Consider the following 15742-nt stretch of genomic DNA (forward strand, 5'->3'; position numbering starts at 1 on the left):
GTTTTATATGCTTGTATTTCTCATTTTTGCCAAAAATATTTTTTTATGCCGTCAATTTCAACAAAAGGGCTAGCAATGCCAGAATCACCAATTCGCAAATTGGTGCCATTTGCAGAAAATGCAAAAAAAAGAGGAATAGAGGTTATTCACTTAAACATTGGACAACCAGATATTAAAACCCCTAAAGTTGCTCTAGATGCAGTAAAAAATAACACACTAGATGTTATTGCATATAGTAGAACTGAAGGATCTGAAACTTATAGAGAAAAAATAGCAGCTTATTATAAAAAACAAAATATAGAAGTTACTGCTCAAGATATTATTGTAACTACTGGAGGCTCTGAAGCATTAGCTTTTGTAATGGGCAGTATTGCAGATGCAGAAGATGAAATTATTATACCAGAACCATTTTACGCTAACTATAATGGTTTTGCTACAGCAGCTGGTGTAAACGTAGTTCCTGTTGTTTCTAAAATAGAAGACAACTTTGCTTTACCGGCAATTGAGGAATTTGAAAAGTTAATTACACCTAAAACTAAGGCAATTTTAATTTGCAATCCAGGTAACCCTACGGGTTATTTGTATAGTAAAGAAGAAATTAAAAAATTAGCTGCAATTGTAAAAAAACACAATCTATTTTTAATTGCTGATGAAGTATATAGAGAGTTTACTTACGATGGTAAAGAACATTACTCTATTTTACAAGAAGAAGGTTTAGATGAGAATGCTATTATAGTAGATTCTGTCTCTAAAAGATACAGTATGTGTGGTGCTCGTATTGGATGTTTAGTTTCTAAAAATAAAGAACTTGTAAAAACAGCTCTTAAATTTGCTCAGGCAAGATTATCGCCACCGACATATGCACAAATTGCAAGTGAAGCAGCTTTAGAAACACCACAAAGCTATTTTACAGATGTTATTGAAGAATACGTAGAACGTAGAAATATATTAATAGCTGAACTAGAAAAAGTAGAAGGTGTACGCGTTGCTAAACCACAAGGAGCTTTTTATTGCATAGCAGAATTACCTATTAAAGATGCAGATCATTTTGCACAATGGTTATTAGAAGATTTTAATGTTAATAACGAAACAGTTATGGTTGCACCTGCTGCTGGCTTTTACGCCACTAAAGGCTTAGGTAAAAATCAAATTAGAATTGCATATGTCTTAGATAAAGAGCGTCTAAAAAGAGCTGTACAAATTATTAAAGAAGCATTAACCGTATATAAAGGTTAATGAATATAAAAGAAAACATATCATTAAAAGAGTACAACACCTTTGGCATAGATGCTAAGGCAGCATACTTTTGCGAAGTAACTTCTATTAACGAACTTAAAGAAGCTGTTAGTTTAACCAACTACCCTAATAAGTTTATTATTAGTGGAGGCAGTAATATGTTACTAACTAAAGATATAGATGCTTTAGTAATTCGTATTGCACTTAAAGGTATAGAAGTTACCAAAGAAGATGATAAAAATGTTTGGCTAAAAGTAATGGCTGGTGAAAATTGGCACCAGCTAGTACTTTGGTGTATAGAGCATAATTATGGAGGACTAGAAAATATGTCTCTTATCCCTGGTAATACAGGAACTGCTCCTATACAAAATATTGGTGCTTACGGGGTAGAGTTAAAAGATAACTTTGAGAGTTGCCAGGCTTTACATATTTCTAGCGGAGAATTACACAATTTTACAAAAGAGGATTGTAATTTTGGCTACAGAGATTCTTTTTTTAAGAATGATGGCAAAGGCAAATACATAATTACTTCTGTAGTATTAAAATTATCTAAAAAAGATCACCAGTTAAAAATATCTTATGGCGCTATAGAAGCCGAACTTTTAAAGAATAAAATTACAAAACCTACTATAAAAGATGTTTCTAATGCTGTAATAGCGATTAGAAAAAGTAAACTACCAGATCCTGCTGAATTAGGAAACAGCGGTAGCTTCTTTAAGAACCCAATAGTAGACAAATTTATTTTTGATAACTTTATCCAAAATAATCCTGAAGCCCCATTTTATAAACTAACAGACGATACGTACAAAATACCTGCCGGCTGGTTAATAGAACAATGTGGATTTAAAGGAAAAAGATATGACGATGCTGGCGTGCACAAAAACCAAGCACTAGTATTAGTTAACTACGGAAAAGCAACAGGAACAGAAATTTTAAATCTATCAAAAAAGATACAAGAAGCTGTATTAGAGAAGTTTGAGATTAAGATTGATGCTGAAGTTAATATCATAAAATAACCCCTGAAACTAAAAAGCAACAGGGGTTATACCAAACCAAACTAACCAAAAATAAGTGGCAGTAACCAGCTGCCTACTTAAGTTGTAAATATTTTTATTATCGCAATCAATTTTGTAATCTTGCGTTTAACTATATACGTTGCAAAATGTATATTTGGATGCCGCATTGTAAAAAAAATTACAAAAATTAGCGCAACACAACTATATGAGTACACTACTTGAAAAACATATTGTAGAGTTACTACAAGACCGAGATGAAAAAGCAATATCTTTATTGTACGATCATTACGGTGATACTTTATTTGGGGTTGCCAATAAAGTGGTTAGAAACGAAGAGCTAGCACAAGACGTGCTACAAGAAAGTTTTGTTAAAATCTGGAAAAAAGCAGATTCTTACGACTCTTCTAAGGCTAAGCTATTTACCTGGTTATTTAGAATAACACGTAATACAGCTATAGATAAACTTAGAAGTGTAAACACAAAATCAGATAAGGAGATCCAAATAGATGTTTCAGACGTATATAATTTAGGTACAGAGAGCACTAAGCCAGAATTAATGGATGTTAAGGACAACTTAAATAAGTTAGAACCTAAATATCAAATAGTACTGGAAGCCTTGTTTTTTGAAGGGATGACCCAACAAGAGGCTAGTGAAGAGCTTAACATTCCTTTAGGCACAATAAAGTCTAGATTAAAAATAGGACTTAGAGAACTAAAGAAAATTTATGGCTCTACGACATTAACTTTACTTATAATATTTTTGTTATGACAGATAAAATAAAAAAATTCTTAGAGTCAGACCTACTAGAAAAATATCTTTTAGGAACTACTTCTACAGAAGAGACACTAAAAGTAGAGCGCTACATAGCTATACACCCAGAGGTTAACAAAACCTACATTGAGTTACAAGATAACTTAGAGATTTTTGCTAAGTTACACGCTATGGACACTCCAGACGGATTAAAGAATAAAATCCTAGACAGAGTTAAAGCAGAGAAAAAATCGCACAGCAAGTTCTACAGGTATATAGCCGTTGCTTGTTCGTTAGCTTTTCTTTTTGCTGCAGCCTCATTCTTCTTTTGGAATCAGAATAAATCTTTAAAAGAAGAAAACACTATTGTTAACAATAAGATGAAGACTATTGAAGACAATATGAAACAACAGTTAGAAGATGTTAGGAATCAATTTATTGTTCTTAATAATCCAAAAACAAAAAGGTATAATGTAAAAGGAAATACAAAGGCAAAAGAATTAAAAGCTGTTGCCTACATAAATCCTGTAAAAAAATTATCATACATAAATGTTAAAAATATACCTAATTTACCAGAAGACAAATGTTTACAAATGTGGGCAGAAGTAGATGGTAAAATGATAAACATTGGTATTATTAAAGACATTAGTGATAAAGACAAATTACTGGCATTACCATACGGAGATAATGCGGTAGGTTATATAACAATAGAACCTAAAGGTGGGAACAAGACACCAACAGTAGAAAATATTGTAGCTAATATATCATATGCAAACTAACGTTAAAGTATATGCATATAAAAGCTATAATTAGTATCTTTGCCTAAAATTTAATTATGAAATTAGTTTTAATAACCATAGGCCTATTAAGCCTTGGTTTTGCTGGAATTGCAATTAAAATATGGGCGAAGAAAGATGGCAAATTTGCAGGGACGTGTGCTAGCCAAAGTCCATTTTTAAATCAAGATGGACAAGCTTGCGGTATGTGCGGCAAACTCCCTGCGGAGCAAGATTGCAAAAAGGAGGCATCAACAGAAATACAATAGGCAAATGCAAATTTGCCTTTTTTTATGAAAATAACTGAAGAAGAACTTATTCCAAATCTACTAAAAGCCAAGGCGGGTAACCAAATTGCTTTTAGCAACCTCTTAGATACATTTTGGAATGATGTTTACGGCTTTTTACTCGTTAGAACAGAAAACGAAAACGACGCAGAAGACCTAACTATACAGACTTTCTCCAAAGCTTTTGACAAAATAAACACCTATGATATGAGCTACAAGTTTAAAACTTGGCTTATAACAATTGCTAAAAACCTTCATGTTGATTTATTTAGAAAACGAAAAAAGAGTGTTCTAGAAAATATGAATTATGGTAATGATGACGCAATAAAAGTATTAGATGATGCACCCACAATTGAAGATCAATTAATAATAGATCAAAACTTAGCTAATCTACTACACGATATTAAAAAGCTAAAACCCGCATATCAAAAAATTATAAACCTTCGTTACTTTAACGAACTGAGTTACGCAGACATAGCAACAGAACTTAACGAACCTATAAACAGCGTTAAGGTAAAACTTCTAAGAGCAAAAAAGTTACTTGCAGAAATTATAAAAACAAAAGGTAAATCTTGACCTCTACTCTATTATAACTAACGCTATTTTGTTCGTATATTTGTACAAAATATTTTTATGAGTACTACTACTGCAGAAAACGTACATCCACCTAAAGGAAAACCAAAATGGTTACGAGTTAAGCTACCTACTGGTAAAAAGTATACACAGTTAAGAGGCTTAGTAGATAAATACAGCTTAAATACTATATGCACTTCTGGTAGTTGCCCAAATATGGGTGAATGTTGGGGAGAAGGAACAGCTACTTTTATGATCTTAGGTAACGTATGTACAAGGTCATGTGGTTTTTGTGGTGTTAAAACAGGCAGACCTGAAGATGTAGATTGGGAAGAACCAGAAAAAGTTGCACGTTCTATTAAAATTATGAGCATTAAACATGCTGTAATTACTTCTGTAGATAGAGATGACTTAAAAGATATGGGTTCTATTATATGGGCAGAAACTGTTAAAGCCATAAGAAGAATGAACCCTGAGACAACTTTAGAAACACTAATTCCTGATTTTCAAGGAATGGGTACACACTTAGATCGTATTTTAGAGGTTGCTCCCGAGGTTATTTCTCATAACATGGAAACCGTAAAAAGACTTACTAGAGAAGTACGCATACAAGCTAAATACGAAAGAAGTTTAGACGTTTTACGTTACTTAAAAGATAATGGTGCCAGAAGAACTAAATCTGGAATTATGCTAGGTCTAGGAGAACAAGAAGATGAAGTTATAAAGGTTATGGAAGACCTTAGAAATGCAAACGTAGATGTTGTAACTATTGGTCAATACCTTCAACCTTCTAAAAAACATCTTCCTGTTAAGGAATTTATTTTACCAGAGCAATTTAAAAAGTATGAGGAATTAGGCTTAGAAATGGGCTTTAGACATGTAGAAAGTGGCGCTCTAGTTCGTTCATCATACAAAGCGCATAAACATATTAACTAAAACAGTTAAGGTTTACCCGCATACATATTAACTTATTTAAGGATTATTTTTTCGTATTAAAATGAAAAAAATAAATATAGGCATCAACGGTTTTGGTAGAATTGGTCGTACCCTTTTTAGACTACTACAACAACACCCACACATAAATGTAGTTGCTATTAATGATTTAGCAAATGCACAAACATTAGCACATTTATTAAAATACGATAGTATTCACGGTGTTTTTAAAGAAGAAGTTTCTAGTACAGAAAGCACAATTATAGTAAATGGCAATGTCATTTCTTTAACAAACGCAACCTCTCCTAAAGACATTCCTTGGAGCAAAAACAATGTAGATTTAGTTATAGAGTCTTCTGGTAAGTTTAAAACTACTGAAGATTTAAATTATCATATAAAAAACGGAGCAAAAAAAGTTATTTTATCTGTTCCACCAGTAGATAATTCTATAAAAATGATAGTTTACGGCATTAATCATTCTGATATTACAGAAGACGACAATATTATATCTAACGCCTCTTGTACTACCAACAATGCTGCTCCAATGGTTAAAGTTATACACGATTTATGTGGTATAGAGCAAGCATACATTACTACAATACACTCGTACACCACAGATCAAAGCTTACACGACCAGCCTCATAGAGATTTACGAAGAGCAAGAGCCGCTGGACAATCTATAATACCTACAACTACAGGAGCCGCTAGAGCTTTAACCAAAATATTTCCAGATTTGGCAAATGTTATTGGCGGTTGTGGCATACGTGTACCTGTAGCAAATGGATCTTTAACAGACATTACTTTTAATGTAAAAAAAGAAACATCTATAGCAGAGATTAATAATGCCTTTAAAGATTATGCCGCTAATAGTTTAAAAGAAATTATGTATTACACCGAAGATCCTATTGTTTCTATAGATGTAAACAATAGTTCTTATTCTTGTACGTTTGATTCTCAGATGACTTCTGTTATTGGTAAAATGGTAAAAGTTATTGGTTGGTATGATAATGAATCTGGTTACAGTAGTAGAATTATTGACCTTGTAAACTTGTTGATTAATAAAAAATATATTTGAAAAGTAAACGTACAAAAGTAGCACACAAAAATTTGCTTGTAACTATCCTTAGTTTCTTGCTGTTTACTTACGCCCATTCTCAAGACTCACCTGTTGCATTAAAAGATTTAGATTACCATTTTTCTGTTGCTCGAAAATATCAAAATCAAGATAATATAGAGAAAGCTTTGCAAGCCATACAAAAGGCAACTGAATATGCAGAAAAAAATGAGGACGAAAAAGGGTTAATAGATTGTTTTCATCATTATGCTTTTTTATACTTAAAACTTAATAATGTTGATAGATCTAAATTTTACTGGGAACGCACCAAAGTACTATTAAAAGACATTGCCTACCCATACGGCTCTAGTGAAAACAAATATCTAGAAGCCATTTATCTTTATCTAGATAAAAATAATTTTCAGGCTGAAGAAAAATTATCAGAAGCCAAAAGATTAAGTAATGATCGTAATTTACTTAATCGCATTGCTTTAACGCAAGCAAATATCAATTTTCAAAAAACAAATTTTTTAAAGGCATCTAGATACTACAATGCTTTAATTGTAAATTCTGATATTTATGAGAAAGACTATTTCTCTACTCAAGGCTATTTAGGTCTTGCTAAAATTAATTCCCTAGATAACCCTGAAGATTGTATAAAATATTGTTTAGAAGCATTACCTCTTGCTAGAAAAAACGAATTTATAAAAGAACTTTTAGAAGCTAATTCATTACTAAGCACTGCTTACGAAGACATAGGAGATTACAACTCTTCACTTAGAGCTAATAAAGATTTAATTAAGATAAAAGACTCTCTCTATGCCGCTATTAACGTTAAAGCCAAAGAAAGAACAGCTAACGACATACATATTGAAGGCTTAGAAGAAGATGTAAAAAACTTGGTTAAAAAAAACCTAGAGCAAGAACAGTCTATAACAAGATCCGAAAGTACTAATATTGTTGCTTTTGCCATTTTAGTTATTATCTCTTTACTTGCAGTTTCGTTATATAGAAATAATCAGATAAAAATAAAAACGAACAACTTATTACAAAAAACAAATACAGAATTAGAGATAGCAAAAGACAAAGCTGTCAAAGCTATGGAAGCTAAAACTAATTTTTTATCTACTGTTAGTCACGAACTACGAACACCTTTATATGCTGTAACTGGTTTAACCAACTTATTACTAGAAGAAAACCCTACGCAAAGTCAAAAAGATCATTTAAAATCTTTAAAATTTTCGGGAGATTATCTTTTAAACTTTATAAACGATATTCTTCAGGTTAATAAAATTGATGCTCAAAAACTAGAAACATTACAAATAGAGTTTAACCTAAGAAAAACAATAAGAGATGTTATAGACTCGCTTCAACAAAGTGCAAAATCTAACAACACTTCTTTGACTCTAGCTTACGACAAAAATATGTCTAGGACCCATTTAGGAGACCCTATAAAAATATCTCAGATACTTATAAACCTTATTGGTAATGCTATAAAATTTACTAAAAATGGCTCTGTTGTAGTTACCGTAAAAGAACTAAAAAGAATTGAGGACATTTGTACTATATATTTTGAAGTAAAAGACACAGGCATTGGTATTTCTGAAGAATTACAAGAAAATATTTTTGATAGTTTTGAACAAGGCTCTATTCAAATTAACAGAGAATACGGAGGCACAGGACTTGGGCTAACCATTGTAAAAAACCTTTTAGGCTTATTTGGAAGTGACATAAATTTAGAAAGTAAAAAGGGAGTTGGCTCTGCTTTTAGTTTTGAAATAAAGCTGGTCTGCAAAGATCAAAACACAGATAACCCTGACGATGATTTTAGTCCAAGAGAATTTATTTTTGAAGGCTTACACTTGCTTATTGTAGAAGACAATAAAATAAACCAAGTAATTACCAAGAAAATGCTTTCTAAAAAAGGAATGACAAGTGATATTGCCAACAACGGCACAGAAGGTGTAGAACTTACCAGAATTAACAATTACGACGCCATTCTAATGGATATACATATGCCTGGAATTAGTGGTGTAGAAGCTACTATAGAGATTCGTAAGTTTAACACAGAAATACCTATTATAGCACTAACAGCAATTTCTTTAGACGACAGTGTAGAGAATTTTTATGCTGCTGGATGCGACGATATTGTAACCAAACCGTTTAAACCAGAGTATTTCTACCAAAAAATAGGAGAAAATATTTTCAACAAAAAAACTACTTAATAACAGCTCTTATAGCTGTTAATAAAGTTTCGTTCTCATTATTCAGTAATTTATGTTGCACCTCTATATAACATAGATTAGAAACTTTGCCTTTTAACCTAACAAAATCTTTCTCTGTAGTTAATACAAATTCTTTAGCTGCAAAGGTTTTTATTTCTGCTTCTGTAAAAAAATGATGATCGTTATACGCTAAGTGCTCAAATACTATATTTTGTTCTTTTAAAAATACTATAAGAGGATCTGGATTTGCAATACCTGTAACAAGCGTTACCTTTTTTCCTTTTAAGTTAGACAAAGATAAAGGCGTCTTATATCCTTTTAACTCTAAGTTATATGTTAAGGATGCAAAAATTAGTTTTTGATTTTTATTTGGCTTTAACTTAGTTTCAATTTTACTACGTTCTGCTTCGTTTATACTTTCAGGGCATTTAGTCACAATAATTACGTTTGCTCGCTTAGCCTGGTTTTTAGCATCTCGTAAATTACCAGTTGGCAAGTACCAATCGTCTACATACAAATTAGAATACGCAGTTAGCAAAATATTAAATGTTGGTTTTACTTTTCTATGCTGATAGGCATCATCTAATAAAATAACATCTGGCTTAATATCTTGTTCTATTGCCGTTATACCTCTTCTTCTATTACCATCTACAACCATAGTTATAGCTGGGTGTTTTTTATAAATCTGATAAGGCTCGTCCCCTAATTCCTCTACCGTTGTATTAATATTTGCCAGTAATAACCCTTTAGATTTACGACCATATCCCCTACTTAAAACAGCAATTTTATATTGTTGTTCTAATCCAGATATTAAAAGCTCTATCATAGGCGTTTTACCAGTACCACCTGCACTTAGGTTACCAACACAAATAGTTGTAGTTTTAAAAGATGTAGAAGATAAAACACCAATTTTAAACAAATAATTGCGCAAGTAAACTACCAAAGCGTAAACTAAGGAAAAAGGAAATGCTATTTTTCTGAGGAGTTGCATAAGAACGAAAGTAAATATTTTATCTTTGAAAACCATTAAAGCTACCAAAAATGACTGTAAAAGAAATTACAAACATTATAGAGGATTTTGCGCCGCTAAATTACGCAGAAGATTTTGATAATGTAGGCCTATTAGTTGGCGATGCTACCGCAGAAGTTACAGGCGTACTTGCCACACTAGATACGCTAGAAAACGTTGTAGATGAGGCTATTGAAAAAAACTGTAACTTAATTTTAAGTTTTCATCCAATTATATTTTCTGGTTTAAAAAAAATTACCGGCAGAAATTATGTAGAACGTGTTGTGCTAAAAGCAATTAAAAACGACATTGCTATATACAGTATGCATACCGCACTAGATAATAGTAATAAAGGCGTAAACGCAAAAATTTGTGAAGTTTTAGATCTTACAAATACTAAAATTTTAATTCCGCAAAAAGGAACTATAAAAAAACTGACTACTTACGCTCCCAAAAATGAAGCAGAACAATTAAAGGAAGCCTTATTTATAGCTGGCGCCGGTACAATTGGCAACTATAGCAATTGTAGCTTTACAACAAATGGCTTAGGTAGTTTTAATCCTAATACAAATGCGAACCCTACAATTGGAAAAATAGGAGAAACAAAAACGGAAGAAGAAACACAAATAAATGTCACTTTTGAAAAAGCTAAAGAGAGTGCCATTTTAAAAGCTCTTTTTAAAAATCATTCTTATGAAGAGGTTGCATATGAAATTACAACCTTAGAAAACACAAACCAAAATATTGGTATGGGAATGGTTGGCGAACTAGAAAACGCCTTAAATGAAGTAGATTTTTTACAAGAAGTAAAGAATAAGATGAATGTAGACTGTATTAGACACTCTAATTTACTAAATAAAAAAATAAAAAAAGTTGCAGTTTTAGGCGGCAGCGGCTCTTTTGCAATAAATGCCGCAAAGGCTGTAGGTGCTGATATTTTTATAACTGCAGACCTAAAATACCATCAATTTTACGAGGCAGAAAACAAATTAATATTAGCAGATATAGGACACTTTGAAACAGAGCAGTTTACAAAAAATCTTTTAGTAGAGATTCTTACGAAAAAAATTCCTAATTTTGCAATCTCTTTATCGGAGAGCATTACAAATCCTATCAAGTATTTTTAAAATATGGCAAAAAAGAAAGAAACAACGGTAGAAGAAAAATTAAGAGCAATATATGATTTGCAATTAATTGATTCTAGAGTCGATGAGATAAGAAACGTTAGGGGTGAACTCCCGTTGGAAGTAGAAGATTTGGAAGATGAAGTTTTAGGACTTAAAACTAGATTGGACAAATTAAAAACTGATGTAGAAACAGTTAATTTTGAGATAACAGCGAAGAAAAATTTAATTGAAGAAGCTAAAGGCTTAATTAAAAAATACGCTGAACAACAAAAGAATGTAAGAAACAGTCGTGAATTTAACTCTTTATCTAAAGAAGTTGAATTTCAGGAGTTGGAAATACAATTAGCTGAGAAAAACATTAAAGAATTTAAAGCGCAAATAGAGCAAAAGAAACAAGTAATTTCTAGCACTAAAGAGCGTTTATCTGCTAAAGACACACATTTAAAGCACAAAAAAGGTGAATTAAATGAAATCTTAGCTGAAACTGAAAAAGAAGAAAAAGCGTTACTAAAGAAATCTGAAGAATTTGAAAATCAGATTGAAGAACGTTTAGTAAAAGCTTACAAGAGAATTAGAACCAATGTAAAAAATGGTTTAGCTGTTGTACCAATCGAAAGAGGTGCTTCTGGAGGTTCTTTCTTTACAATACCACCACAGGTACAAGTAGAGATTGCTGCTCGTAAAAAGATTATTACAGATGAACACAGTGGTAGAATATTAGTAGACCCTGTTTTAGCTGAAGAAGAAAGTGAAAGAATGTTAAAAATGTTTTCTAAATTATAGAAACTTACATTTTTTAAGAATAAAAAAAGACCGCTCTAATAGCGGTCTTTTTTTATTTATACTACTCCTAATATTCTACTAATACAATTAATATAAGAAGTTTATCCACTACAATCTCATTTCTAAAACTAATAGCCTACATTTTAACCAAAGCTTCTTAAAGAGACTAAATACATCTGTTTGACTAAAACGAAATCTTAGTCTTAGACAAAGTAATAGCTTATTCATCACATTGTAGTTAAAGAGTTATATACTACTGTTACTTAGTATACTGTTTGCTAAACTGATTAAATAGAAACTAAATATACCCAATAAAAAAAAAGCCAACTACACAATGTAGATGGCTTTTTATTTTTTAAATGACTACAAGAAAATTAGTCTAGTTTCCATTTTCTTAATCTATTTTCTTCTTCTAATGCTTTTAAATCTGCTTTAGAAATCACTTTTAAATAAGAAGGATCTTGTTCTATTGCATGTCCTAACTTTTCTATAATAGAATCAAATGACTCGTCATCATAATCTATATCTAACGGTTCTTTAATAACCATAGACTGCAATATTCCTTTTTTCTTTATACGTAATCCCTTTTTATCAAAAGAGCGCCTAAAACCGTCTATTACAACAGGCACAACAATAGGCTTGTATTTTTTAATAATATGCGCTGTACCCTTACGTAAGGGCTTCCACGGCGTTGTTGTTCCTTGCGGAAAAGTAATAACCCAACCATCATCTAGAGCAGTACCTATATTAGAGATATCACTCATTTTTACTTGTCTTTTTACATCTTGCCCGTCTGCACGCCAAGTACGTTGTATACTTATAGAACCCGCATAAGCTAGAATCTTAGTTAAAAGACTTTTTTTCATTGTCTCTGCAGCAGCCACATAATACATATTAAGTTTAGGTTTCCAAATGTAACCTATGTTTTTAATACTATCTTCTCTACCACTTAAACTGGCATTAAAAACGTGAAACATAGCAACCACATCTGCAAAATATGTCTGGTGGTTAGATACAAAAAGTACCCCCTTGTCTGGCAAATCTCTAAGTATTTGCGATCCTTCTATTTCTAATTTATTAAACCCTTTGTACCTACGATGCGTTATAAGTGCCGCTAAACGTATTAACCATTTCTTTAAAAATAGTACATGTCCAAAAGGATTCTTTTTAAATAAACCCATAATTATTATTGTGTTGCCAAATCTACAAATTTATACTACTATAACAATTGTTTTAATAGTTCTTTCAATTCACTCATAATCATAGCCGTTGCCCCCCAAACTACGTAACCATTTAATTTAAAGGCCGGTACATCTATATTATCTGCATAAGATGTAGATAATTTTTGAGTACTTATTTTACTATCATCCATAAAATCTAACAAAGAAACCTCTACTAAATGCTCTACTTCTGATTCTTGAATTACAAAAGGAGCAGGATTAGGATATAAACCTACATACGGCTGCACCTCAAAATTACTTGGCGGTATATAAATAGAAGATAATTTACCCATTACTTCTACTCTATTTTGTGGCACGCCTACTTCTTCAAAAGTTTCACGCAAAGCCGTATCTAACAAATTTTTATCCTCTTTTTCTACTTTTCCTCCAGGAAAACCTATCTGGTTAGAGTGTACACCCTTATAGGTTTTACGCAGCATTAAAAGTAAATTAGTATTATTTTGTTCTGTTGGATAAAAAAGAGCCATAACACCAGCCTTCTTAGCTGTTTTCCTCTCATTTTTTATTCTACTTAGCTCACCTATTCTAATAGATGGTGCCATTTTGTTATGAGATTCCTCACCCAATAAAGGAAGATTTTCTATTTTTGAAATTCGCTTGGTAAAATCATCAAAATTCATGAATTCAAAGATACTATCTTACACTATAATATTACTATTAATTTTAACAGTTAGTTGTAATAACACTTCAAAAAAACAAGAAAAATCACAAGAAACTAAGATCAAAAAAGATACTGTTAAAATTGATAGTTCTAAAATTACAAAAAAAGAGGCGGAATTTAAACTAACAGAAGAAAACGCTATTCCGTTTTTCTTTGATTACAATAAAACCTTAACTGAGAACAAAGTAAAGATTACAACCAATTTAGGTAGTTTTACATTAGAACTCTTTGAAAATGTACCGTACCACAGAGCAAACTTTATATACCTAACTAAAAAAGGATATTTTAACGACACCTATTTTCATAGAGTGGTTAAAAATTTTATTATACAAGGTGGTAATGCCGATAATATTAAGACAGCTAAGAAAAGAGGTGAAATTGGTAGATACTTATTACCGCCAGACACAAAAAAAGGACACAAACACCATAGAGGCGTTATATCTATGCCTAGTAGTGAAAATGATAACCCACATAAACTAGCATCACCTTACGAGTTTTTTATTGTGGTAACTAAACCTGGATCTTACCATTTAGATGGCGATTACACTCCGTTTGGGCGCGTAATACAAGGTATGGATGTTGTAGATATAATTAACAGCCAACCAGTAGATGAGGGCGATTGGCCTAAACAAAATATATTTATTATTAAAGCTGAAATTGTAAAATAACTAAAAATCAAATTTAAGAACAACTACTCCTTAGTTTCATCTATTGCTACGCTATGATAAATAGTAGGTAATGCAATTTTAAATTTAACGGCTAATAAACGTACCGTAATTACCACTAAAATGCATATAACTTGTATATATGTTGGCTTTATTGGTAGTTTTAGTAATAAAAAATAACTAGCAGCTCCTATTATACAAGCCGTAGCATACACTTCTTTTCTAAAGATTACAGGAATTTCGTTACATAAAATATCTCTTATAACACCTCCAAAACAAGCTGTAATAGTACCAATTACAACACACATTACAGGTATAAGATTTGCGTCTAAGCCTTTTTCTACTCCAGCTAAAGTATACAAACCAATACCAATGGTATCAAACATAAATAAAGATGTTCTTAAGTATTTTAACTGTTTTCTAAAAATTATGGCAAGTACTACTGTAATTAATATAGTATAAAGATAAATAGGCTGTAACAACCAAGTAACAGGTGTGTTTCCTAACAATAAATCTCTTAAAGTACCACCACCAACTGCAGTTACAAAAGCTACAATAAAAACACCAAACGGATCTAACTTTTTGTCTAAAGCTACCAAAACACCAGAAATAGCAAATGCTATAGTTCCTAAAATATCAATGACTAAATAAAACATAAGCTTATAATTCTTGCGTGTAAAAGATGTAATCTTTAATAACTATAGCTACAAACTCTAGAGGTTTTTTGTCTGTAGTAATATTTGTAACCTCTTTTATTTTTTCTGCTAAAGAAACAATAACATTGTGGTCTCCGTTTCGTCTTGCAGAGCTATATAGTTCTTTTATAGTTTGCATCTCTGCATCTTTAAAAACAGTTACTTGTGGGTAGCTCGGCTTATAATTTTCAGGTAAATTAGCCACCATTGTATCTTCTAATTTTACTTTTTTCTTTTCAGTAATTACTGTAGTCCCTGCTGCTATATCTCCTAAACGTTGTCCGTTACCTCTTAACAATATTGTAAGTACCGCTACACCTCCTGTAGACAATGCTACATCTACAATACGCATTACCCACCTAATAAAATAACTAGAAAAATTTGGAGTAGAGCCGTCTATTTTAACCACTCTAATAGACATTATTCTTTTACCAATAGTTGCACCGTTCATAAAGGTTTCTAATATTAAATAATAAAAGAAAGCTGGCAACATAACAATTAAATACAAATGCCAAGCATCTTCAAAAACTATGTTCATATAAACCAACAAGAAAATCATAAGAAATGTATAAATAGAAATAACAATGCTGTCTATAATATAAGCAAGCATTCTATCACCCAAATGTGCAGCATTCTGATGAATGCTAATATTTTGAGCAGTTTCTATTTGAATTTCATTCATATTTTAGTTTCTTTGGTACAAATCTTAA

General features: G+C 31.6%; 17 protein-coding genes. 12 read left to right on the plus strand and 5 right to left on the minus strand.

Annotation, left to right across the window (positions count from 1 at the left end; translation table 11 throughout):
- The first annotated feature begins 45 nt into the window (after positions 1-45).
- The 9 genes from BT107_RS05555 to BT107_RS05595 all read left to right on the plus strand — a co-directional run bounded on the left by BT107_RS05555 (position 46) and on the right by BT107_RS05595 (position 8851).
- Positions 46-1236, plus strand: coding sequence for a pyridoxal phosphate-dependent aminotransferase (locus BT107_RS05555; RefSeq protein ID WP_072302748.1), 1191 nt, complete (start codon positions 46-48; stop codon positions 1234-1236).
- Positions 1236-2252, plus strand: a complete 1017-nt coding sequence (murB, locus tag BT107_RS05560; protein WP_072302749.1) for a UDP-N-acetylmuramate dehydrogenase — start codon at positions 1236-1238, stop codon at positions 2250-2252. The genes BT107_RS05555 and murB overlap by 1 nt, the downstream gene beginning before the upstream one ends.
- A 205-nt stretch (positions 2253-2457) precedes the next feature.
- Positions 2458-3021, plus strand: coding sequence for an RNA polymerase sigma factor (locus BT107_RS05565; RefSeq protein WP_072302750.1), 564 nt, complete (start codon positions 2458-2460; stop codon positions 3019-3021).
- Complete coding sequence (locus tag BT107_RS05570; RefSeq protein WP_072302751.1) at positions 3018-3782, plus strand: anti-sigma factor; 765 nt, start codon at positions 3018-3020, stop codon at positions 3780-3782. Before BT107_RS05565 ends, BT107_RS05570 begins: the two co-directional genes overlap by 4 nt.
- A gap of 56 nt (positions 3783-3838) precedes the next feature.
- On the plus strand, positions 3839-4048 hold the full coding sequence (locus tag BT107_RS05575) for a membrane or secreted protein (RefSeq protein WP_072302752.1): 210 nt from the start codon (positions 3839-3841) through the stop codon (positions 4046-4048).
- 24 nt (positions 4049-4072) lie between these two features.
- The gene (locus BT107_RS05580) at positions 4073-4642 is read left to right on the plus strand and encodes an RNA polymerase sigma factor (protein ID WP_072302753.1); all 570 of its coding nucleotides are present in this window, start codon (positions 4073-4075) and stop codon (positions 4640-4642) included.
- A gap of 57 nt (positions 4643-4699) precedes the next feature.
- The gene (gene lipA, locus BT107_RS05585) at positions 4700-5575 is read left to right on the plus strand and encodes a lipoyl synthase (RefSeq protein WP_072302754.1); all 876 of its coding nucleotides are present in this window, start codon (positions 4700-4702) and stop codon (positions 5573-5575) included.
- Positions 5576-5636: 61 nt separating this feature from the next.
- Positions 5637-6647 (plus strand): type I glyceraldehyde-3-phosphate dehydrogenase, encoded by a 1011-nt coding sequence (gap, locus tag BT107_RS05590; protein WP_072302755.1) that lies wholly within the window; start codon positions 5637-5639, stop codon positions 6645-6647.
- Complete coding sequence (locus BT107_RS05595; protein WP_072302756.1) at positions 6644-8851, plus strand: tetratricopeptide repeat-containing hybrid sensor histidine kinase/response regulator; 2208 nt, start codon at positions 6644-6646, stop codon at positions 8849-8851. Before gap ends, BT107_RS05595 begins: the two co-directional genes overlap by 4 nt.
- Here BT107_RS05595 and lpxK read toward each other — a convergent pair.
- Positions 8844-9842 carry a tetraacyldisaccharide 4'-kinase gene (gene lpxK, locus BT107_RS05600; RefSeq protein ID WP_072302924.1) on the minus strand — a complete coding sequence of 333 codons (999 nt, stop codon included), beginning with the start codon at positions 9840-9842 and terminating at the stop codon, positions 8844-8846. The two genes, BT107_RS05595 and lpxK, sit on opposite strands and share 8 nt — an antisense overlap.
- A gap of 50 nt (positions 9843-9892) precedes the next feature.
- Between lpxK and BT107_RS05605 the strand changes: the two genes are divergently transcribed.
- Both BT107_RS05605 and BT107_RS05610 read left to right on the plus strand, forming a co-directional pair.
- Positions 9893-10987 (plus strand): Nif3-like dinuclear metal center hexameric protein, encoded by a 1095-nt coding sequence (locus BT107_RS05605; protein ID WP_072302757.1) that lies wholly within the window; start codon positions 9893-9895, stop codon positions 10985-10987.
- 3 nt (positions 10988-10990) lie between these two features.
- Positions 10991-11770, plus strand: a complete 780-nt coding sequence (locus tag BT107_RS05610; RefSeq protein ID WP_072302758.1) for a zinc ribbon domain-containing protein — start codon at positions 10991-10993, stop codon at positions 11768-11770.
- A gap of 374 nt (positions 11771-12144) precedes the next feature.
- Here the strand turns inward: BT107_RS05610 and BT107_RS05615 are convergent, their stop codons facing one another.
- The gene (locus BT107_RS05615; protein WP_072302759.1) at positions 12145-12951 is read right to left on the minus strand and encodes a lysophospholipid acyltransferase family protein; all 807 of its coding nucleotides are present in this window, start codon (positions 12949-12951) and stop codon (positions 12145-12147) included.
- 38 nt (positions 12952-12989) lie between these two features.
- Complete coding sequence (locus BT107_RS05620; protein WP_072302760.1) at positions 12990-13631, minus strand: NUDIX hydrolase; 642 nt, start codon at positions 13629-13631, stop codon at positions 12990-12992.
- Between BT107_RS05620 and BT107_RS05625 the strand changes: the two genes are divergently transcribed.
- The gene (locus tag BT107_RS05625; protein ID WP_072302761.1) at positions 13630-14340 is read left to right on the plus strand and encodes a peptidylprolyl isomerase; all 711 of its coding nucleotides are present in this window, start codon (positions 13630-13632) and stop codon (positions 14338-14340) included. The two genes, BT107_RS05620 and BT107_RS05625, sit on opposite strands and share 2 nt — an antisense overlap.
- A gap of 23 nt (positions 14341-14363) precedes the next feature.
- Here BT107_RS05625 and BT107_RS05630 read toward each other — a convergent pair whose 3' ends face one another.
- Positions 14364-14993 (minus strand): trimeric intracellular cation channel family protein, encoded by a 630-nt coding sequence (locus BT107_RS05630; protein ID WP_072302762.1) that lies wholly within the window; start codon positions 14991-14993, stop codon positions 14364-14366.
- 4 nt (positions 14994-14997) lie between these two features.
- On the minus strand, positions 14998-15714 hold the full coding sequence (locus BT107_RS05635) for an RDD family protein (protein WP_072302763.1): 717 nt from the start codon (positions 15712-15714) through the stop codon (positions 14998-15000).
- Between the last annotated feature and the right edge of the window lie 28 nt (positions 15715-15742).

The organism is Cellulophaga fucicola, assembly GCF_900119145.1.
In the GTDB taxonomy this organism is placed as follows: Bacteria; Bacteroidota; Bacteroidia; order Flavobacteriales; family Flavobacteriaceae; genus Cellulophaga; species Cellulophaga fucicola.

Excerpts from the sequence above, each read along its gene's own strand:
- BT107_RS05555 (WP_072302748.1), top strand. The coding sequence starts at position 46 with ATGCCGTCAATTTCAACAAAAGGGCTAGCAATGCCAGAATCACCAATT.
- lipA (WP_072302754.1), top strand. The coding sequence starts at position 4,700 with ATGAGTACTACTACTGCAGAAAACGTACATCCACCTAAAGGAAAACCA.
- BT107_RS05565 (WP_072302750.1), top strand. The coding sequence starts at position 2,458 with ATGAGTACACTACTTGAAAAACATATTGTAGAGTTACTACAAGACCGA.
- BT107_RS05630 (WP_072302762.1), bottom strand. The coding sequence starts at position 14,993 with ATGTTTTATTTAGTCATTGATATTTTAGGAACTATAGCATTTGCTATT.
- BT107_RS05580 (WP_072302753.1), top strand. The coding sequence starts at position 4,073 with ATGAAAATAACTGAAGAAGAACTTATTCCAAATCTACTAAAAGCCAAG.
- BT107_RS05610 (WP_072302758.1), top strand. The coding sequence starts at position 10,991 with ATGGCAAAAAAGAAAGAAACAACGGTAGAAGAAAAATTAAGAGCAATA.
- BT107_RS05625 (WP_072302761.1), top strand. The coding sequence starts at position 13,630 with ATGAATTCAAAGATACTATCTTACACTATAATATTACTATTAATTTTA.
- BT107_RS05615 (WP_072302759.1), bottom strand. The coding sequence starts at position 12,951 with ATGGGTTTATTTAAAAAGAATCCTTTTGGACATGTACTATTTTTAAAG.
- BT107_RS05635 (WP_072302763.1), bottom strand. The coding sequence starts at position 15,714 with ATGAATGAAATTCAAATAGAAACTGCTCAAAATATTAGCATTCATCAG.
- gap (WP_072302755.1), top strand. The coding sequence starts at position 5,637 with ATGAAAAAAATAAATATAGGCATCAACGGTTTTGGTAGAATTGGTCGT.
- BT107_RS05575 (WP_072302752.1), top strand. The coding sequence starts at position 3,839 with ATGAAATTAGTTTTAATAACCATAGGCCTATTAAGCCTTGGTTTTGCT.
- BT107_RS05620 (WP_072302760.1), bottom strand. The coding sequence starts at position 13,631 with ATGAATTTTGATGATTTTACCAAGCGAATTTCAAAAATAGAAAATCTT.
- lpxK (WP_072302924.1), bottom strand. The coding sequence starts at position 9,842 with ATGCAACTCCTCAGAAAAATAGCATTTCCTTTTTCCTTAGTTTACGCT.
- murB (WP_072302749.1), top strand. The coding sequence starts at position 1,236 with ATGAATATAAAAGAAAACATATCATTAAAAGAGTACAACACCTTTGGC.
- BT107_RS05570 (WP_072302751.1), top strand. The coding sequence starts at position 3,018 with ATGACAGATAAAATAAAAAAATTCTTAGAGTCAGACCTACTAGAAAAA.
- BT107_RS05605 (WP_072302757.1), top strand. The coding sequence starts at position 9,893 with ATGACTGTAAAAGAAATTACAAACATTATAGAGGATTTTGCGCCGCTA.